This is a genomic window from Limnobacter olei, from assembly GCF_029087225.1.
Taxonomy (GTDB): domain Bacteria; phylum Pseudomonadota; class Gammaproteobacteria; order Burkholderiales; family Burkholderiaceae_B; genus Limnobacter; species Limnobacter olei.
On record NZ_JARFJD010000002.1, the window covers coordinates 47458 to 73597 of the forward strand.

Here is a 26140-nt window from a genome sequence, read left to right on the forward strand (position 1 = left end):
CTCTTGGGCTGAGAAGGCTACCTACTTCGATTAACCCAAAGCACTTCATCAAAATGAACCCTTCATCAGCCATTGGTCGTACTCAGTCCCATCATTCCTCACCAGATCGTAATCAAACAAACCAAACCCTACCCATCCAGATTGCCTCAGCCCTTGAATCCGCACTCCCCGGCGTCAACGCGAGCAAACTGGTTCATGCCCTCGACACCCTGCTAGGCGGTCGCGGCAACTACACCCTTGTAGGTAGCGCCGCCATGCACCTTCATGCACTTGAACACCCCAACGCCACATGCAAACTCCCCCTTCCCCATGATCTTGATGTCGTTGTCAATGACACTGCAATTCGCCGAGTAGAACTGGCCAATCCAGAAACACTGGGCAAAATGAATTTGAAACGCGACGCAAATTTCGCACATGTGTTGCACATGACACGCGAGAATGCACCCAACCTGAAAATAGACATTGTCTGCTCCAGCACCCCGGGTTTTCTAAAATACCAGTTCAACCCGCATTCCATTCACAACATACAAGTTGGCATGTTGGCCGACTGCCTGGCCGATTACAAAGCCAGGCGTACCGATCAGGAATTCGTAGAACAATGTGGAGGCCAAACCCAAGCGAATTCAAAGGTTCAACCCTGGCTGGATTATTTCGACCAGTTTCGCCACGAGGCAGGCACCGTGTTGCCGCGGCAAGCTGCGAAAAGACGATTTACAGAATCAAGGAACTCAAGCCCCGAACAAGCATTGGGTGAGCCCAGCCATGCCAGGGCAGCAGCGAGAATTTTGAAATTTGGGAGCTAAGGTAGGAAACTAAACCAAGCGATTGAATTGGGAAATCAAACCGTTTGCTGGCTCATCTCACTGACTTGAATCAGCGTGTTGTGCGCATCAATTTCACTTTGGCAGTGCATGCGGCACTGGCCGCAGCCCGAGCAGGCGCCCGTTTTCATGGTGATGTCGTCCACTGAACCACAACCGCTTCGCACGGCTTCAGAAATGGTACGGTCGCTTACGTTGGCACAAATGCAGACGATCACGGTTGACCTCAAATTGCGTTGAACTTGAAAGTAATAATAATGATTCGCATTACTACAATCAAGTATTTTTTCAACACAATTCGAAAATCGTTAGAACATTTACTCTGAAATACCCATCATGGATTGCTCGTAATTCTGCAAACCTACCCTGTCAATCAGGCTCAGCTGGGTTTCCAGCCAATCGATGTGTTCTTCGGTGTCTTCCAGAATTTCTTTCAGAATGTCGCGAGAAACATAATCGCGCTCGTCTTCCGACGCCTTGATGCCATCTTTGATCGTCACTTGAGCCGCGCTTTCCATTTTCAAGTCGCTTTCCAGAATCTCGCGTGTATTTTCGCCAATCATCAACTTGCCCAGGTCTTGCAGATTGGGCAGGCCATCCAGCATCAACACGCGTTCAATCAGCAAATCAGCGTGCTTCATTTCACCGATTGATTCCTCATATTCCTTTTTCTTCAGTACATCCAGGCCCCAATTGCCGAAAATGCGCGAATGCAGGAAATACTGGTTAATCGCAGTCAATTCATTCTTCAATTGCGCATTCAGTGCCGCAATTACTTTGCTCGAACCTTTCATTGTTCCTCTCCCTTGCATTCAAAAATCAACTCAATCCACAGTGTACAACGCGGGCCAAGGGGGCCGAAACCCTTTTCTGGTGCGCTTCTTAAAAAAGTACTTGCCAAAATCGAAAAGCCAAATAATAATGAGAACACTTCTCGTTTCTATCTTTCCGAGTGAGATTGCCGTGGGTCTACCGCTCAATCTCCTTCTTCGCAACAGTTGGCATCCTCACCGGTAGGCCTTCCTCGCTCGGAAAGACCCTCCCGCACCAGCCAGCCGCCGCAAGCCAGTGCATCTTTTCTGTTACAAATACGAGGTGCACAAAACTTGCTTGACTGCCATGGTGGCAGCAAGCTAAAAACAATTGACCCGATGAACACAACGTTGAACACCATGTCCGTTCCAATGAGTGCTCCTTTGAGCAACAACACTCAAACAATCAGCAACGCCGTCACCTTCGCCGGTGTGGTGTTGTTGCACTTGCTGGGTTTAGTTTGGGCCGCGCAACAACTCAGCGTCAGTGAACCAGTCATTACGCCACCCAGCGTGGTGGGTGTATTGGTGGCGCCTGAACCAGAGCCTGCACCACCGCCACCCAAGCCTGTACCACCTCCGCCCAAGCCAGAACCAAAACCCGTGCCCACGCCAAAGCCTGTCGCCAAACCGACGCCCAAGCCAACACCAAAGCCTGAGCCCGTGCGTGAGGTGGCGCAGGAACCGGTACAGCAAGCGGCCCCAACTCCACCTGCGCCGCCATCTGCGCCTGTTCAACAGGCCACGCCAGCACCCGAGGCACCCGCACCTGTAACGCCGCCACGCACGGACGCCGCGCACCTGAACAACCCGGCACCCCAATATCCTGCCTTATCACGCAGGCTGGGTGAGCAGGGCCGGGTGATGCTGGATGTGTACATTCTTCCCGATGGCAGCGTGGGAGAAATCAAATTGAACCGGTCAAGCGGCTTTCCGCGACTGGACAACGCAGCCCTTCAGGCTGTGAAAACCTGGAAGTACGTGCCCGCCAAGCGTGGCGACAAACCGATTCCGTTTTGGTATGTACAACCAGTTTCTTTTGTATTGAATAACTGAGAACATTGAATTCAAGCGAGGTTTATTGAAATGGAAAACAACCCTTACGGTATGGCCGCCATGTGGGCTCAAGGTGACTGGGTCATCAAAAGCGTGGCGCTGCTTCTGTTGATCATGTCGATCGCGTCCTGGTACGTCATCATCACCCGCAGTATTCGCCTGTATCGCCTGCGCAAAAATGTGGGCACCGTGGACAAGTTCTGGCACACCCACAGCTTTGCCGAAGGTCTTCAGGTTTTGGGCAAGGACACCGGCAACCCGTTTCACCACATGGCCATTGAAGGCCAAGCCGCAGTAAACCATCACAGCACGAACAAAGACGACCTGCACGGGCAAATCAGCCTGGCCGACTGGCTCAGCGAAGCGCTGCGCGGCGCCATGGATGAAGCAGCCGAAAAGCTGCAATCCGGTCTGTCTATTTTGGCTTCCGTGGGTTCTACAGCCCCGTTTGTTGGCCTGTTCGGCACCGTGTGGGGTATTTACCATGCGTTGGTCAGCATTGGTGTTTCAGGCCAGGCCAGCATCGACAAAGTCGCAGGCCCGGTGGGCGAGGCCCTGATCATGACTGCATTCGGCCTTGCCGTGGCCATTCCAGCGGTGCTGGGCTACAACGCACTGACCCGGGCCAACAAAGGCTTGCTGAGCAAGTTGAACCGATTTGCGCGCCAGTTGCATGCCTACTTCCTGACCGGGTCACCCATGCAAAAAGACTCTGCCGTACGCACCATGCCCTTGAAAAAGGAGGCGTAAGCCATGTCGTTCAATTCTTACGACGATCAGCAGGAGATGAGTGAAATCAACATGACGCCGCTAGTGGACGTAATGTTGGTGCTGCTGATTATTTTCATCATCACCGTGCCGGTGATTACGCATTCGGTGAAAGTTGATTTGCCGCAGGCCAGCCAGCAACCCACGGAGGTGAAACCCGATGTGGTCACACTCACCGTGCAACGCGACGGCAGCCTGATGTGGAATGACGAGGCACTGACTTTTGAAAACCTGGAGCTTCGCTTGCAGGCTGTGGCGCAACAAGAGAAACAGCCCGAGTTGCGAATTCAGGGCGACAAAGCGGTGGAGTACGAAAAAGTGGTGCAAGTGATGGCCGCGGCACAACGCTCGGGCGTCGAGAAACTTGGATTCATGACTGAACCCCAAAACACACCCTGATTCAAATTTGTGGGCAGAGTAAACACACCTTCTTGAAGTCATGCGAAACTGGGCGTTGAAGCGATTATTCAACGCCTTTTTTTATTGCCATATTCATGAACACATCCGCCTTCAATCCTGGTTTTCTCTCCCGCAGTGTCGGGCCTGTTCACGTCAATCTGGATCGGCAGCTTTACAACGCCAGCCATGTGTTGAACTTTGAAAAAACACAGGCACATCAGCATTTGTCCACCTTCCTTCGCCGCATGTTCAGTGGCGAGGTGGTCAACGGCACGGAAAACCGGCCTGCAGGCCATTGGGCCTTGCGTGCAGCCTGCAACATGCAGGCCTATCATTCACCAATTTCTTTGGTGGTGAATGGTCGTGATGAGTTGGCGCTGACCAGGCAAGTACAACAACACATGGAAAGCTTTGTCGACCAGGTGCGCTCAGGCCGTTACACCACGCCCGACGGTGAACGCTACGACAGCGTGTTGCATCTGGGCATTGGTGGCTCGGACCTCGGCCCCCGGCTGTTGAATGACGTGTTCAGCAAACTGGATCTGGGTGCAGCACCCGCAATGAACATTCGGTTTGCCGCGAATGTGGACTTTCATGAAATGAAAGCCGCGCTGGCCTCATTGAACCCGAAAACCACTTTGGTCGTGATTGCCAGCAAATCGTTTTCAACCCGTGAAACCTTGCACAACGCACAGCATATTTTCAAGTGGCTGGATGCTGCGGGGCCAGCGTACCGCCCCAAGGCGCTGGTGGCTGCAACCTGCAAACCCAACAAAGCCATCGAGTTGGGCGTGGCAGCGGACCGGGTGTTTGAATTTAGTGAAACTGTGGGCGGTAGATATTCACTGTGGGGACCCGTATCCATTGGTGTGCGCATGGTGCACGGCAACCCGGTGTTCAATGAACTGCTTGAAGGCGCCGCCTTGATGGACGGCCACGTATTGCAAAACAAAGCCAGCCAGTGTATTCCCACACTTCTTGCGTTAAGCGACCTGTACAACCTGGAACACGGTGCCGCCTCGCTGATGTTAAGCCCTTACGATTCCCGCTTGAGCCAACTGGTGCCCTACCTGCAACAGCTGTGGATGGAATCGCTGGGCAAAGGCGTGAACAACCAAGGCGAGTTGCTCGGCAAACCCGCCTGCCCGATTTTGTGGGGCGATGTGGGCACCAATGGGCAACATGCTTTTTTCCAGATGCTGCACCAAAGCAAAATTGCCAGTTCGGTTGAATTGATCGCAGTGGTGCAACCCGATCATGATGAAGTCCAGTCGCACCAAGTGTTGCTCTCGCATGCCTTGGCGCAGTCTGAAGCATTCTCGGTGGGTCGCTTGAACTCACCCGAGGAGCTCAACAACACCGCCACCAATTTCAAATCCTGCCCAGGACACCGTCCAGTTCAAATGGTGTTTCTCGATTCGCTGACACCCTACTCGCTTGGCGCACTGTTGTGCCTTTGGGAACACCGCACCGCAGCGCTGGCTGCCATGCAGAACATCAATCCATTTGATCAATGGGGGGTTGAATTGGGCAAAGGCATTGCAGAGCAACTGGAACAGAGCGTACCACCTGGCCACGCCCCTGCAGAGAACCCGGTGACAGCGCACCTGATCAACCATTTCCTGAAGAATTCAGCGCAATGATGGATTGGCAAGCCTTGCCACTGCCTGCCTGCAGCCTGGCCGAAAGCCCTCGGTATGCGCATGGTGGCTGGGCTTGGGTGGACATCAACACGCGCACCTTCTACCGCTTGAATCAAAGCGATGTGCTGAACACAGCGCTGGACAACACCGCGTTACTCAGTACCTTGCAACTGCCCGACGAAATAGGCTGCGTATTGCCCACTGCGAATAAGAACATTTGGGTTGGACTGGGCAGACAAGGCGGCTGGCTGATCGAGGGCGACAGCTGCACCCTGAAATTGGATGCTCCTTTCGATTCAAGCAAACATCGTTTCAACGATGGCCGCGCCGACCACGCGGGCCGAATCTGGATATCCACACTGGTGGATGCCCGCAGCCCCGCCACTGCCGTCCTGTATTGCATTGAGACAGGACAAGCCCAACCAAAGATAAACGATTTGATCGTGGGCAATGGCCTTGCCTTTTCGCCCCAAGGGGACTCGGTTTTCCTGAGCGACACACGGCACAAATGCATATGGCGATTTGATTATGCAGTCGAGACCGGAGAGTTGAGCAATCGGCAATTGATCAGGCAATACACAGAGGGCACTGCTCGACCGGATGGCGCTTGCTTTTCTGCCGATGGCAGCTACTGGGCTGCCATTCTGGAGGGTTACCGGCTGGACCGCTTTAGCGAGCGTGGCGAATACATTGAGAGCATCGAACTGCCCTTGGCCAAGCCCACCATGCCCTGCTTTGGCGGCGCACAGGGTAACGTGTTGCTGGTGTGCTCAGCCCAGGCTGATGAGAAGTTTCCGAACCTGCCGGGTTTCGAAAACACCAGCCTGATTGCCTGTGAAACAGGCTTTAAAGCCTTGCCAGAAAATTTCGCCAATCCGGCCTATTTGGTGTAACGGCTGTCGATCAGGTTTTTCTTCAAGCGAGCCATGTTCTTTTGCACTGAATCGCCCAGTTGCAAGGCCACTTGCGTGGCCAGCACATCCACCACACACAGGTGCAACAAACGCGACACCATGGGGCTGTACTGCTCATAATACTCGCCGTGATCGGCTGGAATATGCACCTGTACCGCCTGTGCCAGTGGCGAACCCGACGCTGTGATGGCAATGGTGCTTGCACCCGCGGCACGTGCAATTTGTGTCGCATCCAGCAAATCCTGACTGCGGCCTGAATTGGAAATGATGATGAGACAATCGGCTTTGTTTAACATAGACGCTGCCATAATCTGTAAATGCCCATCCGAGTAGGCATGTGCCGTGCAGCCCATCCTGAAAAACTTGTGCTCGGCATCCATCGCCACAAAACCTGAATTTCCCACACCGTAAAAAACCAGCCGACCCTTTCTTGCAATCGTTTTGGCAAGAAGCTGCGTGGCTTTGTCAATCGGTTTGACCGGAACGGTATTGCGAAAGGTATTCAGGGTGTGTATGGCGTTGTCGAGTACCTTTTGAATCAAAGTTTCGCCGTTGTCACCGGCCTGCACGGATTGGTGAATGAAGGGTACGCCTGCATTCAGACTGGCGGCCAGTTTCAATTTGAAGTCACTTAGACCCTCATAACCCAGGGAACGACAAAACCGAACCACCGATGGGCTGCTGACACCCGCGCGTTTGGCCAACTCGGTCACTGGCATTTTTTGAAAACCACTGGGATCTTTCAACACCAACTGCGCTACTGCCTGTTCAGCAGCAGAGAATTGGCCCAATTCCATTCGGATTCGGTCAAGTAAATTCATGCACAAGCGGGGCAAACCCGAAGTAATAAAATTACATTGTACTAGCGAATCAAACCACGCGCCTTGAAGTATTGAACCAGCACGTTGGGCTCAAAAGGCTTGGAGTAAAAAGCATCAATGCCAGCCGCCATGGCGCGTGCATATTCAGCCAAACGCGAACCTGCAGTCACTGCCACAATCGGAATTTTTACGTATTCAACCATGTCCCGAATGTGGCGTGTTGCACTGAACCCATCCATCACCGGCATGTGCAAGTCCATCAGTATCGCGGCAATTTCGACGTTCTTGTCTTGAAGCATTTCCACGGCCACCTGACCATTGCCTGCCACCACCACCTGGGCACCCAGTTTGCGAAGTCGAATGGCATTGATTTTCGCCACAGTGGGATCATCTTCCACCAGCAAAAGCCGCAGCTTGCTCAAAGGCAAATCACCCCCTGCACTGTCGGCAGACATCGCTTGTGCGCTGGCACGGCCCATCAACTTAAGTGGCAGTTGAATACGGCTGCATGTGCCTTCGCCCTCCCGGCTTGTCAGTGAAAACTGCCCGCCCATCATTTCAAGATATTTGTTGGTCAGGTAAAAACCCACCCCCATGCCACCGCCCCCACGGGTGCGGCGCACCGATTGATTGGCAAAAGGTTGGCCTATCGATTGAATCAATGAATCGGCCATACCAATTCCATCATCGCTGACCTCAAAGAACAGTTGAGCCTGGGGCTCCGCTTTGAAGGCAATGTGCACCTTGATCTGGTGGGCATCAGAAAACTTCATGGCGTTGTCGATCAAACCATGCATCATTCGACCAATGCGTATTTTGTCGCCCAGCACCAAAGGGTCAAAATCGAATTCCTCACGGATTTGCAGCAAGTGAATTTGCCCAGGGTGCGCACGCTGCACAAGTCTCAAGCGGTCCAGCCAAAGCGCGCGCAAGTCAAATTCCTCTTCTTCCAGTTGCAACTCGCCCAACATACTGTCGGCGTAATCCATCAACATTTTTACGCTGCGGGTGACATCAATATTGGCTTTGTCAAGGTCTTGAAACAACTCAGCTTGGTCCTCATCCAGTTGTGTGGCCGACAGCTGATTCAACATTTCAAGAGAATTGTTCAAAGGGGTGCGCAGCTCGTGGCTGACCACATTCAAAAAGTGGTTCTGCTGGCGCACCACTTGCATCAGTTCTTTGGTTTTGTGACGCAGGCGCTCGTTGCCATGCTTGAGTTCATTCAACAACCTGGCTTTGTCAGTCACGTCCACAATGGCCAGAATTACCACAGGCCTTGCACCTTCTCGATTCACGTTCAAGCCAATTTGCACAGAAATTTCATGGCCCCCTTTGTGATGGGCGGGGAAGTATTTTTGCCCTGTCCCTTGCCCCATCATGCGACCTGTTGAGGACTGCATGAATTCCTCAAACAGCCCGGCGTGGCCCAGCCTCAACTCGGGCGGCAGCAGCATTTCAAAAGGCTGACTCAGCAATTCTGCAACCGAGTAACCAAAGATATCGGCGCAATAGGAATTCATGGAGAGGATTCTCCCGGTCTGATCAACCTGCATCAGGCCAACTGGGCTGTGCTCCAACACATCGGGCGTCATTTTTTCTGAGTTCAAGGGGAACGTATTCACTGGAATTGATATGCCCAGTGTGCATGACCCGAGGAAAACAGAGGGGGGTATTACGGGGGTAATACCCCCTTTATTCGCCCAATTGATAAATAAAAATCCTACATGAAATTAACATTACTAAACGCAGACGATGACCACCCCTGCCCGGAATTGGCGGGCTTCGCGGGCAAAGGCTTGCCCCCAATTAACTTCTCTGTGGCGTTGCCATACTGTAACCAGGTTTGTGTGGGCTGAGTACCCACTCCCGGCTTGGTGTAATCACACACACCCTGGGGGAATATTTCTTTCACCTGGGCCACAAAGGCTGCGGGGTCGGTGATGGACATTACCCCCGCATAGTCGGCTGCATCCACTGGCTTCAATACGCATTTGTTGGCGAGGGTGCGAATATCGTCACCCGCCACTGTGCGCGGTGTGCCAAACCGGGTTTGCACCAGGACATGTTGCAGCTCTGCAATGGGGCCGGTGAGTTGGCCCGACATGCCCGTGGCGTCAAAAGCCGAGAAGTCCAGACCACACACCTGATTGCTGAGCTGATCAAAAATTTGACCCGCCTCGGGAGGTGGCTTCGGAATACTGCTTGAATTGGCCATGGGCAACACGGGATCTGGATAAAACAGGTTGCCACTGAGCGGAACAAAAGGCCCGTCATCTGCATAAATGCTTTGCGCTGACAAGCATTTGTCGCGGGCTGCGCGCGGTTTGTTGGCCACTACTTTTTCGCGCAGTGGCTTGTTGCTGTCATCGGCCTCAATCTGACTCAACCAACGATCCATCACCAGCAAGGCCTCGGTGCTGTAGGTGGAGTCCCCGGCCAACACCAATTGCCCGAACCAGATGACATGGTTGTCAAAGTGCCCCTGTGTGGCATTCAAACGGGCGCGCATTTGCCAACTGTGGAAAGCATCGTGTGCGATGCCTGGATCGGGGCCCCGCAAGTCAATAATCGGAATATTGCTGAGGTGCTCGGCCGTGTTCACCGCGCCTGTTTTATAGGAATTGGCCAAAGCCAATGGGTCCGCCACGGTGCGGCTAGCCACGCGTTGAATGTCCACATCAAAACCGCCAATATTGCGGTTCAAGTCCAGAAACTGATCGGCTGTGATGGTGCCTTGCTTCAAGGCACCCAAACCGTATTGAACACCCACGTTGTCCAAGGGAATACCACCAAATCCACGTCCGATTTTCTTTTCGTTGGCACTCCACACATCGGGTGTTCTGAAGCCAAACTGGGTGCTCATGTAATCGATCAAACCACAACGCAAACCGCCCGGATTGTTGACTGGATCGTAGGGCGTGGCCGCGCCATTCAAGCCACGACAATTCTGGGCATATGGGTAGGCTTTTGGAAAAAATGCGTTGTCCGACAACACTGGGTTGATTGGCAAGTGGCCGTAGACCGCGCTCCATTGCACATAGGGCAAAAAGTTTTGATTGAAGTTGGGAAACTGATTGGCATTTTCTGCTTCATTCACACCTTGGTAGCGATTGCCAAAGTAAGAATTCAACAAGTTGTAATCAGCAAACTGCGTGGCTGTGGTCCACACATCGGGGTATGAACACTGCACGATGATGCCCTGATAAATACCAGGGTAGGCATTGGCAATGTGTTGCTGGGCAATCGCACCACCCGAGCAGCCCGTGCCCATGGTGTAGCGGATTTCGCCATATTGCTCAACAATCCGTTCCTTCACCATCATCAGCGATTCAGCGGCAGTCACCAGATTCACGTTGTGACCCAAATTGGCCAGGGCTGTGGAGGTGGCAATAAAGCCGCGCCCCAAAGCCACTGTAATGCTGTCACCCAGCAAAAACTCCGCACCGTCTGGCGCTGTACCCGAAATGTCGCCATTGGGCGGGTTGCCTGGGCCATAAGTTACGCCCACATTGCCACCATGGTGAATCAGTACTTTGCCATTCCACTGCGCTTGGGGTTTCCAGGGTTGCCAGTCTTCAGCCGGGTTGAACAGTGTGCGGATTTGATAACGATCGCGGTTTTGCACACCCCGTTCGGTGCGAATGATGAAAGGCACAGTCACACCGTTGTCGGTTGTGGTCATCGCAATTTCACTGGCAGGCGGCGGGTTTTCAGGATCGTAAGGCAAGAAGGTGGGTGCAAATTCCTGTTCCTGGAAATTGGAATTGGTGAGTACGTGTTGCAGCTTGTTGGCAGGCAGATATGAAAAACTGAACACGGCCGGCTGATTGCACTGGGCATCCATGGTGCCCTCGTTGGTGCAGGTCCACGGTTGCACTTGCGGCCCGGAGAACACCGGCCCACCGTTGGGGTGGTTGGTGATGGTGGTCACAATTCGGCCTGTGTTTTTCAACACTGCCATGATGCGGTTTTCACCCAAGGCCAAGCCCTGAATGCGACCCATGTAACGGCCATTTTCGCGCAGCGCAAACTGGTCGCTCACATCCACGGAACCCAGCATCACTTTCACATTCTGCAAATTGGCGGGGTCTTCGGCGGTAATTTCAACCAGGGCATTGCCGTCGCTGATCAAGTCGGCACGATTGGACAAAACGCGAATGCCATCCCCCGGCTCCAGTTCGACCGGCGTCTCTTCGTTGGGGTTGGTGACCGTGGGGCCATCGCCCCCAGCCAGAATGCTGGAATCATTGCCACCCAGGCAACCGGCAAGAAGCGCAAGCGTGCTGAGCGCCAGCGCGGACTGAAGTGTTTTGCTCATTTTGTATTGTAAGTTTGAATTGTCTCCAAACCTTCATACTTCAAGCCAACACTTTCAGATTCACCAAGTGAATCAGTTACTTACTTAGTTACGAACTTGACCTCGTACTTTACCTAAGCACTCTTGCCATTTATTGCTGCCGGTGTTTTTTTGGCATGATGTGGATTAATCCCAAATCCATTTCCACCACACAGGGCTCGCCCTTTTTCAGGCCCAAACGCTGCGCCCCCGACACAGCCATCTTCAGCGTCTCGAACGGCGCCACATCCAAGGCCAAATCGATCAAGCTGAGTTCACCCAGGTCACGGTGCGCTTGAACATGCACAGGCAACACCACAAAACCCTCTCGCTGCAAATTGTATGCTGCCGGCTTCAAGGCCAGGCCGTCGGCGTGCACCACCCAGTTCACCGGGAAACCAGGCGGAATCTTGCCTTTGTCTTTCACCCGAAGCTGATAGCTGTTGGAAAGAGTTGCCTGCTGGGTATCCAGCGCACGGGTCCATTGCAAATGCCCCACGCCGGCTTCCTGGCCAGGCCCAAGCCATGCTCCGTGAAACCGGTTTTGAATGCCCACCAGGTCAGCCACCCTGGAATTGCGGGGTCTTCGGTGCACATCAAAGGCTGGGCCCTCCTGTAGCACCTGACCTTGGTCCAGCACCACCAGTTTGTCGCACAGCATACGGGCTTCATTCAGGTCGTGTGTTACAAGCACAATTGGAATATTCAGATCAGCCCGCAGTTCCGCCAACAAGCGGTAAAGGCCTTCACGGTTCATTTGATCCACCGCAGAAAAAGGCTCATCCAGCAACAACAACTGGGGCTGACGCGCCAGGGCGCGGGCCAGCGCGACGCGTTGCTGTTGCCCGCCCGACAACTGGGCCGGTTTGCGCATGGCTTCATCGGAAGTCAGGCGCACGCGCTTGAGCCACTGCACCGCTTCAATAATTTGTTCACCCTTGGGCAAGTGTTGCAAGGCCAGCGCCACGTTGGCAGCAGCGCTGAGGTGAGGCATCAGGGCGTAATTTTGAAAGACCAAACCTACCCGACGCTGCTGGGGTGTTTGGAAAACACCCCTCTGCGTGTCGAGCCACACCTGCCCACCCACTTCGATGCGACCACTCGCTGGTTTCATCAAGCCCGCCAGTACACGCAATATGGACGATTTGCCCGCCCCCGATGGCCCCACCAAGGCGAGCAATTGCCCGGCCTCGCAAGAAAAATTTGCGCGCAGCGGCATGGGTTTTTGCTGCTTGATGTCGACCAGCAATTCACTTGGCCTGTTCGTCGTACCGCTCATGGCTTGCGCCTTTTTCGGCCAGACAACAACAGCGAAGTGGCCACCGCCACCAGAGAGAACATCAACAGGGCCAGCGACATGGTGTTGGCTGCATTCAAGTCAAAACTTTGTACGCTGTCGTAAATTGAAATGGCCAAGGTTCGGGTTTCGCCAGGAATGCTGCCGCCTATCATCAGCACCACACCAAACTCGCCCAAGGTATGTACGAAGGTCAGCACCATGGCTGACAAAATACCGGGCCAGGCCAAAGGCAATTCCACCTTGGTGAAAATGGCCCAGGTGCTTAAACCGCTGACCTGTGCAGCCTCGTTCAAGTTGTGGGGAATGGATTCGAATGCGCGCTGAATGGGTTGCAGCATGAAAGGAATATTGAACAACACGGAAGCGAGCAACAGGCCAGCAAAATTGAAAGTGAGCGAAATGCCCCAGGTGTTTTGAAGCCACTGCCCCACAGGCGAACCACCCCCCACAGCCACCAACAGGTAGTAACCCATCACCGTGGGTGGCAGCACCAGAGGCAGCAAAATGGCAGCCTCAATCCATGTGCGCCCTTTGAACGGAGTGCGCGCCAACCAGCGTCCAGCCAGCAAACCCACCGGCAACAACACCAACAAGGTACCCAGTGCCAATTGAATGGACAGCGAAAACGCAGACCAATCCATCATCGCCCAGGTACCTCGTCGTAGCCGTATTTCTTGAGCACCGCGCGAGCAGGTGCTGTGTTCATAAAATCCGAAAATGCCTTTGCAGCCGGGTTATCTGGGCGAATCAGCACCATGCCCTGCACCAGAGATTGATGCCATTCACGGGGCAGCAAGGCATATTGGGTGCGTTCAGCCAGCTCGGGTGCAAGGGCTAGCGACAACGCCACCAGCCCGGCCTGTGCTGCACCTGATGCCACGAACTGCGTAGCTTGCCCAATGTTTTCACCCATAACCAAGCGTGGCTTTGCCGTTGCCCACAAGTTAGCATGCATCAGCGCTTCTTGTGCACGCATGCCATAAGGTGCCACGGTGGGGTTAGCAATGGCCAATTTGCTCAAACGTCCATCCTTCAATGCGGCGGCCAAGTCTGCCAAAGTGCCATCGGGTTTCAAGCGGCTTTCTCGCGGCAACAGCAACACCAAACGTCCTTCGGCGTAGGGCAATGCCGGCGATGCAGCCAGTTTTTCATCCACCAGCTTTTGGGGAAAAACCATGTCGGCAGACAAAAACACATCAAACGGCGCACCCTGTTTAATCTGGCTGTAAAAGTTGCCCGAAGAACCATACGCAACCCTCAAGCTGTGCCCAGTGGCTTTGGTAAATTGGGGGGAAATTTCGTCCAGCGCGTAGCGCAAAGTGGCTGCAGCGGCAATTGTAGCGCTGCCTGCATGGGCTGCGCCCAGGCTGATGAGTAAAACAAAACAGGCCAATGTTTTCAACACAGTGTTTCGCCTACCTATTCAAAATTAAATGCTGCGCTGATTCACACGTCTGGACAATTCTTCTGCAGACTCTACACGCTCGGAATAGCGGTCCACCAAATATTGCGCATGGCCGCGCGTCAGCAAGGTGAATTTCATGAGCTCTTCCATCACATCCACCAAGCGGTTGTAATACGGCGAAGGCTTCATGCGGTTGTTCTCATCAAACTCCATGAATGCTTTGGCAATCGAAGATTGGTTCGGAATGGTGATCATGCGCATCCATCGACCCAACACGCGTAACTGGTTCACCACATTAAACGATTGCGAACCACCGCACACCTGCATCACAGCCAGGGTTTTGCCCTGTGTAGGCCGCTTGGCGCCACCGGTCAGGGGCAACCAGTCAATTTGCGTTTTCATCACGCCTGTCATGGCACCATGGCGCTCGGGCGAGCTCCACACCTGGCCCTCCGACCAATCTGCCAACTCACGAAGTTCTTGCACTTTGGGGTGTTGCTCATTCGCCTCATCCACCAAAGGCAAACCTTCCGGGTTAAAAAACCGAACCTCGGCCCCCATCAAGGTTAGCAAGCGCCCAGCTTCCTCGGCTGCCAAACGGCTGAATGAACGCGCACGCAGCGAGCCATATAAAATCAGAATCCGCGGCGGGTGCAACAAGCTGTCGCCCAGCAGATCACGATCAGGCTGCTTGAAACAGTTGGCATCCAGGTTGGACAAATCGCTCGGGTTCATGACAACACCATTTCCTTCTTGTTTGAATCTGGTTAAAACCAGGCCACCGACATTTCAGAAAAATAAATCACTGCCACATAGCGCAATGTTTTTCCAATACCGACGAGCACAATAAACAGCCACAGGTTCACTCGCATAATACCGGCGACCAGCGTCAACGGGTCACCTCCAACGGGCATCCAGGCCAACAATAAACTCCAAACCCCGTAGCGCTGAAACCAGGCCTGCATTTTCTCGATTTGCTCAGGCTTAAAGTAAAACCATTTTTTGTGCTGGAAGTGCAAAAGGTAACGCCCCAGCACCCAGTTCACCACCGAACCCAGGGTATTGCCCACTGCGGCCACGGCCAGCAACAAACCAGCGGGTTCACCGGCGCGAATCATGGCAAACAAAACCACTTCGGAATAAAAGGGCAAAATGGTGGCCGCCAAAAAAGCAGAGGCAAACAGCAAGAGATACGACATGGATTACACGCGGAGGGAAGCTTGCTTGCATTGTTGCACAAGCCATTTGAACAGGCGCCGATGCTGCGGGCGGTACAACAAATATTCTGGGTGCCACTGCACGCCCAGCCAGTGGCAAGGGCCGGTGGGCTCGATGCCTTGTACAAAGCCGTCGAGGTCGCGGGCTACAATTTGAACACCTGCGCCCAGTTGGTCTACCGCCTGGTGATGCAGGCTGTTGATGGGCAAACGGCTGGCCCGGGTTACCAAGGCCAAACAACTGCTGGCCCGCAAGGCCGCTGTTTTGCGTGGCAACACCGTGCCCCTGTTCGAGGTTAACTTTCGCTTTGCGCGAATGTCGATGTGCAAACTGCCACCCAAACTGACATTGATCAACTGGGTGCCCCGACAAATGCCCAGCATGGGCAACTGGTGCTTTAAAGCCCAGGCGATGTGCGCCTGCTCCAAGGCATCGCGATCGGGGTCGTAATGCGCTTTGGGTGCTTCCTCCTCGCCATACAGGGAGGGGTGAATATCATCACCACCACTCACAATCAGGGCATCAATTTGCGAAATCGGCCACGGGTGCTTCACGCTGATGCGTCGGGCTTTACCACCGGCCAGCCACACTGCCAACCGAATGCTGAACCACGACGGTGACCACCATTTGGCATTGCCGGTCACACCGACAATAGGTTTTCGTGAATGGTCGCCAGTTGCTGGTGCCAAGGCTCTTCCTTCAAGTTGATCAGGTTCTCGTTGTAATCCGTCCATTGTTCGCACATGGACTTCAATGTGACCGGGTCCGCGGCGAGGTGTTCCACCACACACCAAATATTCCAGCTCTCGGCCAAACCCCAACCCTGCTTTTCAATCTCGCAGTTGGGCAAGCGGTAATGAAATGTTGGGCGAGCATTCACACGTTCATCCTGCACCGCAGCCAACACTCGCGTTTCATCGATCTGTTTGAACAAAGGCAGCAAATCCATGCCCCGGTTTCGGGTCGGGTTGTATTCCAGATAATCGTCAATGATTTGTTCCAATGGTGTATCGGCCGTGTAGGTCATCACCTCCTGGATGTACTTTTTGGGATAGGTGTCGATGTAAGGCGTTAAGCGACGCAGTGTGTCCACGTCATGTGCCTTCATCAACCAGTACTGCGACACGCAATAGGCCTGCAAGTAAGGCACCAATGTTTTCGAATCCAGGGCGGGCAATTCCGTATTGATATGCACGCCAAATGCGTAAATCAGTGAATCAGAAGTACCCAAGGCACCGGCCTGTTGCAGGGCCTTCACCATACCATCGAGCACCTGGAGTTGATCAACTGGAATAGGTGGGCACACCACCTCGAGTGGCACAATTTGCCGAGCGAGATCGGTCATCAGTGCAAGTACGGTATCTTCACTTGCCCCCTGCTCTTCAAGCCGCTTGCGCGCCATGTTTTTGGCAAAGCTCCAGTCCAGTTCAATCTTGAAATCACCAAACTGCGGATGCCTTACCCTGCACTCGGCCTGGGTGTCTTTGATCACCTCGCCTTTTACAGCCCTCGCGACAGCAATGGCCGCGGTTTGCAAGTCAAGCCCGGCAAATTCCAACTCAAACCCTGAACAGCGTACATCGCCCTCAGCATTGTTGATCCACGCGGGTTTGGCGTAGTGCTTATGCATTCAATTTTCCCTACAAAAAACAAAAGCGGCGGGCCTTTTCAAGCCCACCGCTTTTCAAACGGTTCACAGCCTGTGAGCGCTTACACCACAGTCAACTTTACATCCACATTGTTACGGGTTGCATTGGAGTACGGGCATACCTGGTGCGCCTTCTCCACCAGCGCATTGGCTGCAGCTTTGTCCATGCCGTCCAGCTTGATGCTCATGTCCACAGTGATTGCAAAACCAACACCTTTCGGGTTGCCACCAATACCGACTGTGGCGGTAATTTCAGGCTCGGAAGGCAAGCTGATTTTGTCCTGCCCGGCCACAAATTTGATTGCACCGATGAAACAGGCCGAGTAACCGGCAGCAAACAATTGCTCAGGATTGGTACCGGGGCCGCCGGCACCACCCAACTCCTTGGGCGTGCTCAGTTGCACTTTCAAGCGCCCGTCGTCGGTGGCTGAGCCACCTTCACGGCCGCCGGTGGATGTGGCTTTGGTTGAATACACGACTTGCATTGTTTTCTCCTGTGATTGGGTGGATGAAGCAGCAAATAGTTATCGCGGTAACTATTTAACAAAACGTTTCAATAAAAAACGCCTATGAGTAGAAATGTTATCGCAATAATTAATTGCGGGCAAGCCATCAAGCTTTCAATAGGCGTTCGCGCAAGGCATCCAACTCACACTTCAGTCGATGAATGTCCATGGGTGTCATACCACATTGCTCAACTACACACGCATAAACATCCAATGCCTTTTCTCGAATCTTTTTGCCTTCGTCGGTCAGATAAATTTGCAGTTGTCTTTCGTCGTCAGCGCTTCGGTTGCGGGTCAACAGGCCTTGTTCAGCCATGCGTTTGATCACTGGAGTCAGTGCGCCTGGCTGTTGACCTAGTTGGCGCGCCACGTTGATCAAGCTGACACCATCTTCTTTCCACAGGATCATCATGACCAAATACTGTGGAAAAGTGAGGCCCAAGGGTTGCAGCAGCGGCTTGTAAACCTGGGTGATTGCCAGGGAGGTGGCATACAAAGAGAAACAAAGCTGATTGTCTAGCGCTAAAGGATTCTCAGTTTTCATGTTTTTAGAGTTTTAACCAAACGATTGGGGTGCTTCAAGTGTAAACGCTTGAGCGAATTGAGTCATCTTTGTCTAAGTCAATCCAAGACAATCCGGGATAAATTCAGCAAATTTGACTCAAATCCCCCTCATCCGAACCCTTGTTTACACGCCACGCTCTTTAAACCAGTCCAAAGTCAGTTTCCAGGCATACGTGGCCGCTCGTCTGTCATAAGTGGGTCGGTAATCCGCATGAAAACCATGGTTTACCGCAGGGAACACCACGATTTCAGAAGCACTGTTGCCTTTGCCCAACTCGTTTCGCATTTTGTCGACCACTTCATCGGGCACAAAACTGTCCTCACCTGCATACAGGCCCAGCACAGGCACTTTCAGGTTTGCCGCCACATCCACCGGGTCTGCGGGCTTGTTGGGGCCTTTCAAACCGGCCAGCAAACCGTAGTAAGACACACCCGCTTTTACAGCAGGGTTGTGGTTGGCATACAACCACACAGTACGGCCACCCCAGCAGTAGCCCACGATCCCCAAGCGGGCAGTGTTGGCTTTGCCACTGGCCTTGGCAAAAGCCACGGTGGAATCGATGTCGGTCATCACTTGAGCATCGGGCACCACAGGCACTACTTCTTTCAGGATTGCATCGAGACTCATGTTGGAAACATCAGCTTCACGGCTGAACATTGCGGGGGCAATCGCGTAGTAGCCTTGCTTGGCCAAGCGCCTGCAAATGTCCTGAATGTATTCGTGAACTCCGAAAATTTCCTGAATCACAAGAATGACCGGGAAGTTCCCACCTTTGGCAGGCATTGCACGATACGCTGGAATTTGCCCATCTTTGACAGGTACTTTCACTTCACCGGCAGTAATGCCCTGTGTGTCTGTTTTGATCGCTTGGGCAAACAAAGGCTCAGAGGCCACTGCAAAACCGCCTGCCAGCGAAGTGAGCAAAAAGCCCCGGCGACTAACGGTTGTTTCCTTGATTTTCTGTGCCAAGCCAAATTTCATTTGATCCATGTTTACTGCTCCTGTGCTTCCTTGGGATTAAGCCTAATTACTTATCACAATAACAAACTATCACAACAGATCCACCGCTTTGGCAATTGAGTACGCTCTTTCGTGCGGATTTTTCACTTTCAATGCCGATTGAAGGCCGGGACTGTAATGCAACTTCAGCAATTCTTTGTAAAAGTCATATTCGTTTTGAATGCCCAACGCAGCACGGCGCATTTTCAACTGCGCCTCTTGAAATGCTTTGCGGTGCTTGGGGTAATAACGTTCTACATGCGACAGGGCAAACACATCGGCATACAATTCCTCACGGTGACGACGCCGAACAGGTCCAAAATCAATTTGCTCCCGCATTTGAACGCAATGGCCTGATTCATGCGCGAAGAAAGCCTCGTACACCACTTGCTTGGGCAAACCTTCAAAAAATTCCAGGTATTGCTCAAAGCTGTGCCAAGTTTTATCGCGGGTACTGATGAAAAAAGTACATCGTTTCAGTGGGGCGTTGTACTGGACCAGCAAGGGCGATTGGTGCGGCGTTTCTTTTCCGATCAATTTGAAATCGACGCCATAGCCATATATGCGTCCGTAGCCACGTGCAACACTGCCGGCGATGTGATCAATCAATTCAGCGTCATCGAAATCTTCGAACCCATTGGCTTTCAATGGTTGCGCATAAAACGCCGCTGCGCCGAGCAGGAGCGCGCCAGCGCACCGCCAATGCAATGAACTACCCACTTGTTTGCCCCCTGCCAGCGTGTGGCTTATTTTTTCATCATGGCCGTGAATGCCTCGCAAGGGTCTTCACGGGGATGCGCCGGCACCTGCGCCAGTACATCGAATTGCTCAGAGCCACCCGCTTGCGAATTCTCAACGAAACCATACACAGTTGTTGTTCGTTGTAGTGTAACGGGCAACCACTGCAGCACGCCGACATCTTTTTGAACATGGCCATTGCCCGCAATCAAAACCACATCGCGCTGTTCGGCTTGCTGCGCGATTGTCTTGGCCATCCAGACATCGCGAGCCACCTGTGCAGGAATCATTTTCTCTGCCACATGAGGTGGCAGCATGTTGCAGTGGCCTTCAACAATGTTTCGGCGATGCTGCTCAGCCATTGTTGTGGGCAGCGGTTGATTCAATTCATAGTGTGCGATGGTGTCTGGGTCCAGTGCAGCGGCATAGCCCCCCTTCACAATCCGGTTTGCGTCCTCGCGCGACACATTGGCCGCCAACAAAGGCAATTGGTAATCAAGCGCCAGCTGAATGATTGGCTCATAGAGTTCCCACTGCCACTTTTCCGCCCACGGTTTGGAAGTGATGCAGGCTGCGGTTTTGCATTCATCTTGCGCAGTGCGCAACAGGCCTTGGTGTTCGCGATCAAACTGTTCCATGGCAATGACTGGGCGCCAGCCCGCTTTCACTTTGTCCGAGATCAGCTTGAACCGTGCTTCATGAGCCAGTGGATTGTCGTGAACCTCCCCCATCAGCCACACAGTGGGCGCTGTATTTACGTCAGCTTGCGTTGCGCAGCCGGCGGCCAGCAGCAGGGTACTTAAGGTGAGCAAACTTTTGGTAGGTACTGCCATTCAAACTATCCCTTCGCCTGCACAGGCACCACAAAATCAAACAAGGCCAGCTTGGGTTGTTGCACCTTTTGTTCAATCTTCACCAGCAAGGCTGGATTGAAAAAACTATCGTGCTGGTTCAAAGGTTGATCCGAGAAATAAAGTTGAGTGGTCAACAATGGTGTGCCGGGGCCTTGCACTTTCACATGCAAATGCGGTGTGCGCTGAAAACTGGAATTGCCATATGAACCGGGCATCAGGGTTTCAAACCGAAACCGTCCTTGAGCATCCGTGATTTGGTTCCCGCGCAGTTTGAAACCTGTGTTGTCGTAAACACCTTGGGCATCGCAACCCCACAAATCCACAATTGCACCGGCAACAGGTTGGCAGGCGGTGGACAATACCCTACCCTCGAGCACCAGAATTTCTCCGGGCAAACCGTCGATTAAATTGCTGCGCCGGGGAGTTTGAGGCGTGTAATAAGGGCCTTCAATTTGACGGGGTGTGGGGTTGGGATTGCATTCGGGGGTTTGCGCCAGCACTTGGCGTTGACCCAACATAGGGCCTGCGAACACAAGGCCCGCGCTGGCTTGAAGAATTTTTCGTCTGAGTTTCAGCATGCCACCTCCTACTGCTTTTGGTGCTGAGTGGGTTCACTATAACCAAAAGCGGAGGTGGCTGCACAGTGTTAGCTATTCAACCAGCTCACGGTCTTCGCCCAAATGGTATTGGGCGATTCCTTGCCACTCATGATGCCAATGTGGCCGCCCGGGCCGATGAAGAATTCAGACTTCTCCGAGCCAACAACCTTGGTGATCGGCTTGCAGCAAGCCACATTGGCCAGGTTGTCCGATTTGCCAGCAATGCCCAACACCGGGCAGGTGATGTCTTTGAAATTGGCCACGGCCTTGCCCACTTTGAAGTGGCCGTGCGCTGTTTCATTTTCAAGCCAAATGCTCGCAAACCAGTCGCGCAATGCACCACCAGGGTAGGCCTCCAGGCTGTCAATAAATGCCGCCTGGTTGGCATGCTGGGCCACGAACTCACGGTCATGCAACTGTGAAATCAGGTTCCAGTAACCTTTCAGGCTACCCACTGGATCGAGCAATTTAAAACCGATCACGTTGGCCCAGCCCGGCGTGTAGAGCAATTTGGCGGGTACCTTTCTGAAATTGATTCGAGCAGACTTCAACAAGTGTGCCAAGCGCTTGTATTGCTGACCGATGGCACCGTTGGCGTGGCCATCAATGGGCGTTCCATAGGTGACCACTTTGTTGATGTTTTCGTCTTTGAATAAAGCGGTGTAAGCCAAGGCCATGCCACCACCCATGCTCCAACCCTGCAGATTCAGCTTTTTGGAACCGCTGTGTTCACGCACGGCATTCAGGCACGCGGGCAGAAATTCCTTGATGTAATTCTCAAGAGTTAAACCAGCCTGTTTGCGCGTGGGCTTGCCCCAATCGATCAGGTACACATCAAATCCCTGCGCCATCAGGTAGCGAACAAAACTGCGCTCCGGCAGCAAATCGTACACATACATGTTCACGGCCAGGGGTGCGATCAGAACGAGTGGAATTGCGTTGCGCTTTTTGCTCACTGGCAGCGTGTCATCACCCACGGTGATGCTTTCTTCAGTCAAGGGCAGGTAATGGCGAACGCTGTGAATACCGCTTTGATGAACAATTTCAAACGGCTGCAAACCCGCGCGAACCATGGATTCTGATTTGAACAAACGATCCCAGCCATTGCTGGACATGCGGCTGATTCGACGAAGGCTGAGTGCAGTGGACATGGCGGCAAACCTGATTGTGAAAATTATGTGTGTCAGATTCTAACAGCGCCCAAGCCACGGGAAGTGGTGTGGGCGCTCTAAAGTTACCTGACAGTCACATGAGTGCTTACTTCCACTTCAAACCCACGGTAACGCCCAATAAAAACTGGCGTTCGCTGGCAGGCTCGAAAAACTGCCCTGCCCCCTGGTTCACAATCACCGACCCTACGTATTCCTTGTCGAACACGTTGTCCACACGGGCATAAGTGCGCACATGCCAGCCACTATTCAACGGCCAGTCCTTGCTGGCGCGCAGGTTCACCACCGAGTAGGAAGGGGCGAAGGCATCGTTCGCATCGTTGGCAAACAATTTATCGACATAGCGCAATTCCGTGGCTGCCTCATACAGGTTTGAAGGCTTGTAGACCAGTTCACCAAAGAAGGTTTTTTTCGGAATGCTGGGCAGGCTGTTGCCGGCCTGAATGCTGTTAACCGAGGTGTCGTAGGTGGCACGAATGTAATTCACCGCCGCATTGGCTTGCCATTGCCTGTTGAAAGCATGTTGCAGGGCCAGTTCCGCACCTTCGCGACTGGTCGAACCGGCATTTTGAAAGGAAGTAGACCCACCACTTGCGGCCAGCACCACAATTTCATTCTCAGTATCCACCGAGTAGATCGCCGCGTTGACCTTGGTGTCACCAAACTTCGCCTTCAAACCCACCTCAAGCTGCTCACTTTTTGCGGCCTCCAGTTGGGAATTGAAATTCGGGCTGGGGGGTGCGACTGACAAAAAAGCAGTTTCCAGCAAGGTGGGGGTCTCGAACCCTTCACCATAAGAAATATAGGTGTTGATGTTGGGTTGCAAACGGTAGGTGAAACCCAAATTGCTGGTGGCCTCTTCGTACTTTTTACTGCCACTGCCATCGCCGTTGCTCAAGAATTGATCATTGGACTCAATCTCAATGGACGAATTTCGAACCCCGCCCAGCACACTGAACTTGTCGGTGAAAAAATACTCCGCCTGCAGGTACTGATCGAACTGGCTGGCCGTGTTGGCCTCATCCCGGTTGGGTGTGGTGCTGGCACCAAAAAAGCCCAATCTGGCTTGCTCCAGTTCACCGACGGTCAAGCCCGCATTCAAAAACAAGGGTTTCCCAAGCAGGCTGGTTTGGTGCCCAAATCGCAGGTCGGCGCCGCTGTATTCGTTTTTCAAATCGATCACCGCAGTGCTGGCCAACACCTGGCGAATCTTCCTGTCCCCGTAATAAGGGCTGAAAGTGATATTGGTGCCGGGGCTGAACTTGTGCTCCAACACAATGCCTGTTTGGCTTTGCTCCACTGTTTTATTGGTGTTGTTGGCCACCGTGTTGGTGCCAGCCTGCCGGCGGTTGCTGGCCAGTTGCGCAGCAGTCAAGCCAGCCGGGTCTTGCGCCAGTGGAATGTCCACATAATTCACCACCCAACTCAGCCTGGTGTCGCTGCTTAAATTCCACACCATTTTGCTGTTGAAATTGTCTCGACGTGCTTTGCTGTGGTCGCGGTATCCATCGGTTCGGAAAGTGGATGCATCAATCACAATGCCCACTTCCTCATTGCCCTTGTTCAGCTTGATACCGCTTCTGCGGGTGCTGTCGGTTCCAAATATCTGGTTCACCTCCAGCTCAGTGCCCACGCGCGGGTTCTCGGTGGTCAGCAAGATCACGCCGCCCGAGGAATTGCCATACAGGGATGAAAACGGCCCGCGCAGCACTTCTATTGACTCGGTTGAGCTCAAACTGAAGTGGGAAATTTGGCCGGAACCATCCGGCATGGTGGCGGGTATGCCATCGGAAAACAAACGCACGCCTCGCACCCCCGAGGTGGCCCGCGCCCCAAAGCCCCGAATTGAAATTTGCAGGTCTTGCGCAAAATTATTGCGGTTGTTGATGACCAAACCCGGCACACGGGTCAGTGTTTCCGACAAATTCACTTGAAAGCTGGCCGCTTTCTCCAGGGTGTTCTGGTTGATCTTGTCGACCGAGGCTGGCACCTCAAACGGGTCGCGTGCTTCGCGGGTGGCCGAGACCACGAAGGTGTCCAGGTTTTCGGTTTGTGCCAGTGCGGGTTGCGTAATACTGAGGGTGGCCAAGGCGGCAATCAAGGGTGTACTGCGGTGCTTCATGAACAATGTCTCTTGAATGTTGTTGTTGACAGTGCGGCAAGCTTGACCGAAAGGGCTCGTGAAATTTTCCCGATCGTCAAGAAAAGTGGAATATTTCCTCTGCCTCTACACTGCCTACTCTTTGTACAATCATAGTAACAACTGTTAACCCCACAATAAAAGTTAGGAGACACCCGCATGTTGCATGCACTCGAAGTGCTCGCGTTACGCATTTATATGGCCATTTTCAAAGTGGTCACTGCACTGATGCCCTTCAAGTGGCCCCGCATGTTCGAAGGCACCGGTTCCTCACTGGACTTGGTTCGGCACATGGCCGACGCGGGCCACCGCAATGTATTGATCGTGACCGATGCTGTGTTGGTCAAGCTTGGCGTACTTGAAAAAATGAAGGCTGAGCTTGAAACCCAGGGCGTGAAGTACGTGGTGTATGACGGCGTGGAACCCAACCCCACTGTGGAGCAAATTGAAGCCGGTTATCGCATGCTGATGGAAAACGGCTGCCAGGCCATTTTGGCAGTGGGCGGAGGAAGCCCCATTGATGCCGCCAAAATGATTGGTGCCCGCGCCAAGAACAACAAGCCCGTGTTGAAACTGACCGGCTTGCTGCGGGTGCATAAGGGCATGATCCCCTTGTTTGCCGTACCCACTACCGCTGGTACGGGTGCAGAAGTCACCATTGCGGCCGTGGTCAGCGACACAGAAAACAAACGCAAAGTAGCCGCCATGGACATTCGCTTGTTGCCCACGGCCGCCGCGTTGGATGGATCGCTGATGACCGGCTTGCCTGCGCACATCACCTCGGCCACGGGCATGGACGCCTTGACCCACGCTGTGGAAGCCTTTGTATCACGGAATGCCACCCGAAAAACCGATGAAAAGGCCCTGGAAGCAACCCAGCTGATCATGAAGCACCTGGAAACTGCCGTTGCAGACGGCAGCAACCTGGAAGCCCGCCAGAAAATGGCAAGGGCTTCGCACCTGGTTGGCATTGCTTTCACACAGGCTGGCGTGGGTTACGTGCATGGCATTGCTCACAAATTTGGTGCCTTGTACCACACGCCCCATGGCTTGGCCAACGCGATTGTAATGCCCCATGTGCTGGACTATTCCCTGCCCAACTGCGCCGACCGCCTGGCTATCCTGGCTCGCGCATGTGGCATCGGCGACAAAGGGGCAGACGATGTGCACCTAGCCCGCGCCTTCATCGCCCGTATTCGCGAGATGAATGCAAAATTCGGAATCCCGACCCAATTGTCAGCGCTGAAAGCGGCCGATATTCCAGCAGTGGCCAAGTCTGCGATTGCGGAGGCGCGGTTCACCTACGCAGTGCCCCGCTACATGAACCAGCGTGTGGCTGAGTCGGTAATCAAGAATCTGCTTCCTACCAACACCTAGAACTGCGCACCTGCCGCAAGTCAGCGTTACATTATTTTTTCGTGACGCT

The 26140-nt window shown here is 53.4% G+C and carries 27 protein-coding genes; 7 read left to right on the top strand and 20 right to left on the bottom strand.

Going from position 1 to position 26140, the window contains the following annotated elements; all coding sequences use genetic code 11:
• Nucleotides 1–53 precede the first annotated feature (53 nt).
• Entirely contained in the window at nucleotides 54–803 is a 750-nt protein-coding gene (locus tag PY990_RS00325) for a hypothetical protein (protein ID WP_275269902.1), read from the top strand.
• Between the two features lie 35 nt (nucleotides 804–838).
• Here PY990_RS00325 and PY990_RS00330 read toward each other — a convergent pair whose 3' ends face one another.
• Both PY990_RS00330 and bfr read right to left on the bottom strand, forming a co-directional pair.
• Nucleotides 839–1039: a (2Fe-2S)-binding protein gene (locus PY990_RS00330; RefSeq protein WP_008251330.1), complete on the bottom strand. Its 201-nt coding sequence runs from the start codon at nucleotides 1037–1039 to the stop codon at nucleotides 839–841.
• A gap of 99 nt (nucleotides 1040–1138) precedes the next feature.
• Entirely contained in the window at nucleotides 1139–1615 is a 477-nt protein-coding gene (gene bfr, locus PY990_RS00335) for a bacterioferritin (protein WP_275269903.1), read from the bottom strand.
• A gap of 402 nt (nucleotides 1616–2017) precedes the next feature.
• Here bfr and PY990_RS00340 point away from each other — a divergent pair, with 402 nt between their 5' ends.
• From PY990_RS00340 to PY990_RS00360, 5 genes are all read left to right on the top strand, one after another.
• Nucleotides 2018–2689 (top strand): energy transducer TonB, encoded by a 672-nt coding sequence (locus PY990_RS00340; protein WP_275269904.1) that lies wholly within the window; start codon nucleotides 2018–2020, stop codon nucleotides 2687–2689.
• Between the two features lie 30 nt (nucleotides 2690–2719).
• Nucleotides 2720–3439: a MotA/TolQ/ExbB proton channel family protein gene (locus tag PY990_RS00345; protein ID WP_275269905.1), complete on the top strand. Its 720-nt coding sequence runs from the start codon at nucleotides 2720–2722 to the stop codon at nucleotides 3437–3439.
• 3 nt (nucleotides 3440–3442) lie between these two features.
• Nucleotides 3443–3856 carry an ExbD/TolR family protein gene (locus tag PY990_RS00350; protein WP_105028463.1) on the top strand — a complete coding sequence of 138 codons (414 nt, stop codon included), beginning with the start codon at nucleotides 3443–3445 and terminating at the stop codon, nucleotides 3854–3856.
• A 95-nt stretch (nucleotides 3857–3951) separates the two neighbouring features.
• Entirely contained in the window at nucleotides 3952–5499 is a 1548-nt protein-coding gene (locus PY990_RS00355; RefSeq protein WP_275269906.1) for a glucose-6-phosphate isomerase, read from the top strand.
• Nucleotides 5496–6392: an SMP-30/gluconolactonase/LRE family protein gene (locus tag PY990_RS00360; RefSeq protein ID WP_275269907.1), complete on the top strand. Its 897-nt coding sequence runs from the start codon at nucleotides 5496–5498 to the stop codon at nucleotides 6390–6392. Before PY990_RS00355 ends, PY990_RS00360 begins: the two co-directional genes overlap by 4 nt.
• Here PY990_RS00360 and PY990_RS00365 read toward each other — a convergent pair.
• The 18 genes from PY990_RS00365 to PY990_RS00450 all read right to left on the bottom strand — a co-directional run bounded on the left by PY990_RS00365 (nucleotide 6380) and on the right by PY990_RS00450 (nucleotide 24696).
• Nucleotides 6380–7234: a MurR/RpiR family transcriptional regulator gene (locus PY990_RS00365; protein ID WP_275269908.1), complete on the bottom strand. Its 855-nt coding sequence runs from the start codon at nucleotides 7232–7234 to the stop codon at nucleotides 6380–6382. The two genes, PY990_RS00360 and PY990_RS00365, sit on opposite strands and share 13 nt — an antisense overlap.
• 41 nt (nucleotides 7235–7275) lie before the next feature.
• On the bottom strand, nucleotides 7276–8844 hold the full coding sequence (locus PY990_RS00370) for an ATP-binding protein (RefSeq protein WP_275269909.1): 1569 nt from the start codon (nucleotides 8842–8844) through the stop codon (nucleotides 7276–7278).
• Nucleotides 8845–8957: 113 nt separating this feature from the next.
• Complete coding sequence (locus PY990_RS00375) at nucleotides 8958–11555, bottom strand: DUF6351 family protein (protein ID WP_275269910.1); 2598 nt, start codon at nucleotides 11553–11555, stop codon at nucleotides 8958–8960.
• Nucleotides 11556–11685: 130 nt separating this feature from the next.
• Nucleotides 11686–12852 (bottom strand): ABC transporter ATP-binding protein, encoded by a 1167-nt coding sequence (locus tag PY990_RS00380; protein ID WP_275269911.1) that lies wholly within the window; start codon nucleotides 12850–12852, stop codon nucleotides 11686–11688.
• Nucleotides 12849–13517, bottom strand: coding sequence for a molybdate ABC transporter permease subunit (gene modB / locus PY990_RS00385; protein WP_343075060.1), 669 nt, complete (start codon nucleotides 13515–13517; stop codon nucleotides 12849–12851). Before modB ends, PY990_RS00380 begins: the two co-directional genes overlap by 4 nt.
• Nucleotides 13514–14278 carry a molybdate ABC transporter substrate-binding protein gene (gene modA / locus PY990_RS00390; RefSeq protein ID WP_275269912.1) on the bottom strand — a complete coding sequence of 255 codons (765 nt, stop codon included), beginning with the start codon at nucleotides 14276–14278 and terminating at the stop codon, nucleotides 13514–13516. Before modA ends, modB begins: the two co-directional genes overlap by 4 nt.
• Nucleotides 14279–14302: 24 nt before the next feature.
• Nucleotides 14303–15013 (bottom strand): arsenical resistance protein ArsH, encoded by a 711-nt coding sequence (gene arsH / locus PY990_RS00395; RefSeq protein ID WP_275269913.1) that lies wholly within the window; start codon nucleotides 15011–15013, stop codon nucleotides 14303–14305.
• A gap of 32 nt (nucleotides 15014–15045) precedes the next feature.
• Complete coding sequence (locus PY990_RS00400; RefSeq protein ID WP_105028453.1) at nucleotides 15046–15477, bottom strand: YqaA family protein; 432 nt, start codon at nucleotides 15475–15477, stop codon at nucleotides 15046–15048.
• 3 nt (nucleotides 15478–15480) lie between these two features.
• Nucleotides 15481–16185, bottom strand: coding sequence for a gamma-glutamyl-gamma-aminobutyrate hydrolase family protein (locus tag PY990_RS00405; RefSeq protein WP_275269914.1), 705 nt, complete (start codon nucleotides 16183–16185; stop codon nucleotides 15481–15483).
• Nucleotides 16137–17126: an amidoligase family protein gene (locus tag PY990_RS00410; RefSeq protein WP_275269915.1), complete on the bottom strand. Its 990-nt coding sequence runs from the start codon at nucleotides 17124–17126 to the stop codon at nucleotides 16137–16139. The genes PY990_RS00405 and PY990_RS00410 overlap by 49 nt, the downstream gene beginning before the upstream one ends.
• Before the next feature lie 80 nt (nucleotides 17127–17206).
• Nucleotides 17207–17629, bottom strand: a complete 423-nt coding sequence (locus PY990_RS00415; RefSeq protein ID WP_275269916.1) for an organic hydroperoxide resistance protein — start codon at nucleotides 17627–17629, stop codon at nucleotides 17207–17209.
• Nucleotides 17630–17756: 127 nt separating this feature from the next.
• Nucleotides 17757–18194 (bottom strand): MarR family winged helix-turn-helix transcriptional regulator, encoded by a 438-nt coding sequence (locus PY990_RS00420; protein ID WP_275269917.1) that lies wholly within the window; start codon nucleotides 18192–18194, stop codon nucleotides 17757–17759.
• A 144-nt stretch (nucleotides 18195–18338) separates the two neighbouring features.
• Nucleotides 18339–19205 (bottom strand): dienelactone hydrolase family protein, encoded by an 867-nt coding sequence (locus tag PY990_RS00425; RefSeq protein ID WP_275269918.1) that lies wholly within the window; start codon nucleotides 19203–19205, stop codon nucleotides 18339–18341.
• A 60-nt stretch (nucleotides 19206–19265) separates the two neighbouring features.
• Nucleotides 19266–19934 (bottom strand): hypothetical protein, encoded by a 669-nt coding sequence (locus tag PY990_RS00430; protein WP_275269919.1) that lies wholly within the window; start codon nucleotides 19932–19934, stop codon nucleotides 19266–19268.
• A 26-nt stretch (nucleotides 19935–19960) separates the two neighbouring features.
• Complete coding sequence (locus PY990_RS00435; protein ID WP_275269920.1) at nucleotides 19961–20785, bottom strand: ChaN family lipoprotein; 825 nt, start codon at nucleotides 20783–20785, stop codon at nucleotides 19961–19963.
• 5 nt (nucleotides 20786–20790) lie between these two features.
• Nucleotides 20791–21384, bottom strand: coding sequence for a dioxygenase family protein (locus tag PY990_RS00440; RefSeq protein ID WP_275269921.1), 594 nt, complete (start codon nucleotides 21382–21384; stop codon nucleotides 20791–20793).
• A 68-nt stretch (nucleotides 21385–21452) separates the two neighbouring features.
• On the bottom strand, nucleotides 21453–22556 hold the full coding sequence (locus PY990_RS00445; RefSeq protein ID WP_275269922.1) for an alpha/beta fold hydrolase: 1104 nt from the start codon (nucleotides 22554–22556) through the stop codon (nucleotides 21453–21455).
• 106 nt (nucleotides 22557–22662) lie between these two features.
• Nucleotides 22663–24696 carry a TonB-dependent receptor family protein gene (locus PY990_RS00450; protein WP_275269923.1) on the bottom strand — a complete coding sequence of 678 codons (2034 nt, stop codon included), beginning with the start codon at nucleotides 24694–24696 and terminating at the stop codon, nucleotides 22663–22665.
• A 177-nt stretch (nucleotides 24697–24873) separates the two neighbouring features.
• Between PY990_RS00450 and PY990_RS00455 the strand changes: the two genes are divergently transcribed.
• The gene (locus tag PY990_RS00455) at nucleotides 24874–26091 is read left to right on the top strand and encodes an iron-containing alcohol dehydrogenase (RefSeq protein WP_275269924.1); all 1218 of its coding nucleotides are present in this window, start codon (nucleotides 24874–24876) and stop codon (nucleotides 26089–26091) included.
• Nucleotides 26092–26140: the final 49 nt, after the last annotated feature.

What these genes read in the sequence shown, in the direction of transcription:
- PY990_RS00400 (WP_105028453.1), bottom strand. Translation starts at nt 15,477, where the DNA reads ATGTCGTATCTCTTGCTGTTTGCCTCTGCTTTTTTGGCGGCCACCATT.
- PY990_RS00365 (WP_275269908.1), bottom strand. Translation starts at nt 7,234, where the DNA reads ATGAATTTACTTGACCGAATCCGAATGGAATTGGGCCAATTCTCTGCT.
- PY990_RS00360 (WP_275269907.1), top strand. Translation starts at nt 5,496, where the DNA reads ATGATGGATTGGCAAGCCTTGCCACTGCCTGCCTGCAGCCTGGCCGAA.
- PY990_RS00355 (WP_275269906.1), top strand. Translation starts at nt 3,952, where the DNA reads ATGAACACATCCGCCTTCAATCCTGGTTTTCTCTCCCGCAGTGTCGGG.
- PY990_RS00375 (WP_275269910.1), bottom strand. Translation starts at nt 11,555, where the DNA reads ATGAGCAAAACACTTCAGTCCGCGCTGGCGCTCAGCACGCTTGCGCTT.
- PY990_RS00350 (WP_105028463.1), top strand. Translation starts at nt 3,443, where the DNA reads ATGTCGTTCAATTCTTACGACGATCAGCAGGAGATGAGTGAAATCAAC.
- arsH (WP_275269913.1), bottom strand. Translation starts at nt 15,013, where the DNA reads ATGAACCCGAGCGATTTGTCCAACCTGGATGCCAACTGTTTCAAGCAG.
- PY990_RS00380 (WP_275269911.1), bottom strand. Translation starts at nt 12,852, where the DNA reads ATGAGCGGTACGACGAACAGGCCAAGTGAATTGCTGGTCGACATCAAG.
- PY990_RS00415 (WP_275269916.1), bottom strand. Translation starts at nt 17,629, where the DNA reads ATGCAAGTCGTGTATTCAACCAAAGCCACATCCACCGGCGGCCGTGAA.
- PY990_RS00420 (WP_275269917.1), bottom strand. Translation starts at nt 18,194, where the DNA reads ATGAAAACTGAGAATCCTTTAGCGCTAGACAATCAGCTTTGTTTCTCT.
- PY990_RS00440 (WP_275269921.1), bottom strand. Translation starts at nt 21,384, where the DNA reads ATGCTGAAACTCAGACGAAAAATTCTTCAAGCCAGCGCGGGCCTTGTG.
- PY990_RS00455 (WP_275269924.1), top strand. Translation starts at nt 24,874, where the DNA reads ATGTTGCATGCACTCGAAGTGCTCGCGTTACGCATTTATATGGCCATT.
- bfr (WP_275269903.1), bottom strand. Translation starts at nt 1,615, where the DNA reads ATGAAAGGTTCGAGCAAAGTAATTGCGGCACTGAATGCGCAATTGAAG.
- PY990_RS00435 (WP_275269920.1), bottom strand. Translation starts at nt 20,785, where the DNA reads ATGGCAGTACCTACCAAAAGTTTGCTCACCTTAAGTACCCTGCTGCTG.
- PY990_RS00325 (WP_275269902.1), top strand. Translation starts at nt 54, where the DNA reads ATGAACCCTTCATCAGCCATTGGTCGTACTCAGTCCCATCATTCCTCA.
- PY990_RS00345 (WP_275269905.1), top strand. Translation starts at nt 2,720, where the DNA reads ATGGAAAACAACCCTTACGGTATGGCCGCCATGTGGGCTCAAGGTGAC.
- PY990_RS00425 (WP_275269918.1), bottom strand. Translation starts at nt 19,205, where the DNA reads ATGGATCAAATGAAATTTGGCTTGGCACAGAAAATCAAGGAAACAACC.
- PY990_RS00445 (WP_275269922.1), bottom strand. Translation starts at nt 22,556, where the DNA reads ATGTCCACTGCACTCAGCCTTCGTCGAATCAGCCGCATGTCCAGCAAT.
- PY990_RS00410 (WP_275269915.1), bottom strand. Translation starts at nt 17,126, where the DNA reads ATGCATAAGCACTACGCCAAACCCGCGTGGATCAACAATGCTGAGGGC.
- PY990_RS00450 (WP_275269923.1), bottom strand. Translation starts at nt 24,696, where the DNA reads ATGAAGCACCGCAGTACACCCTTGATTGCCGCCTTGGCCACCCTCAGT.
- modB (WP_343075060.1), bottom strand. Translation starts at nt 13,517, where the DNA reads ATGATGGATTGGTCTGCGTTTTCGCTGTCCATTCAATTGGCACTGGGT.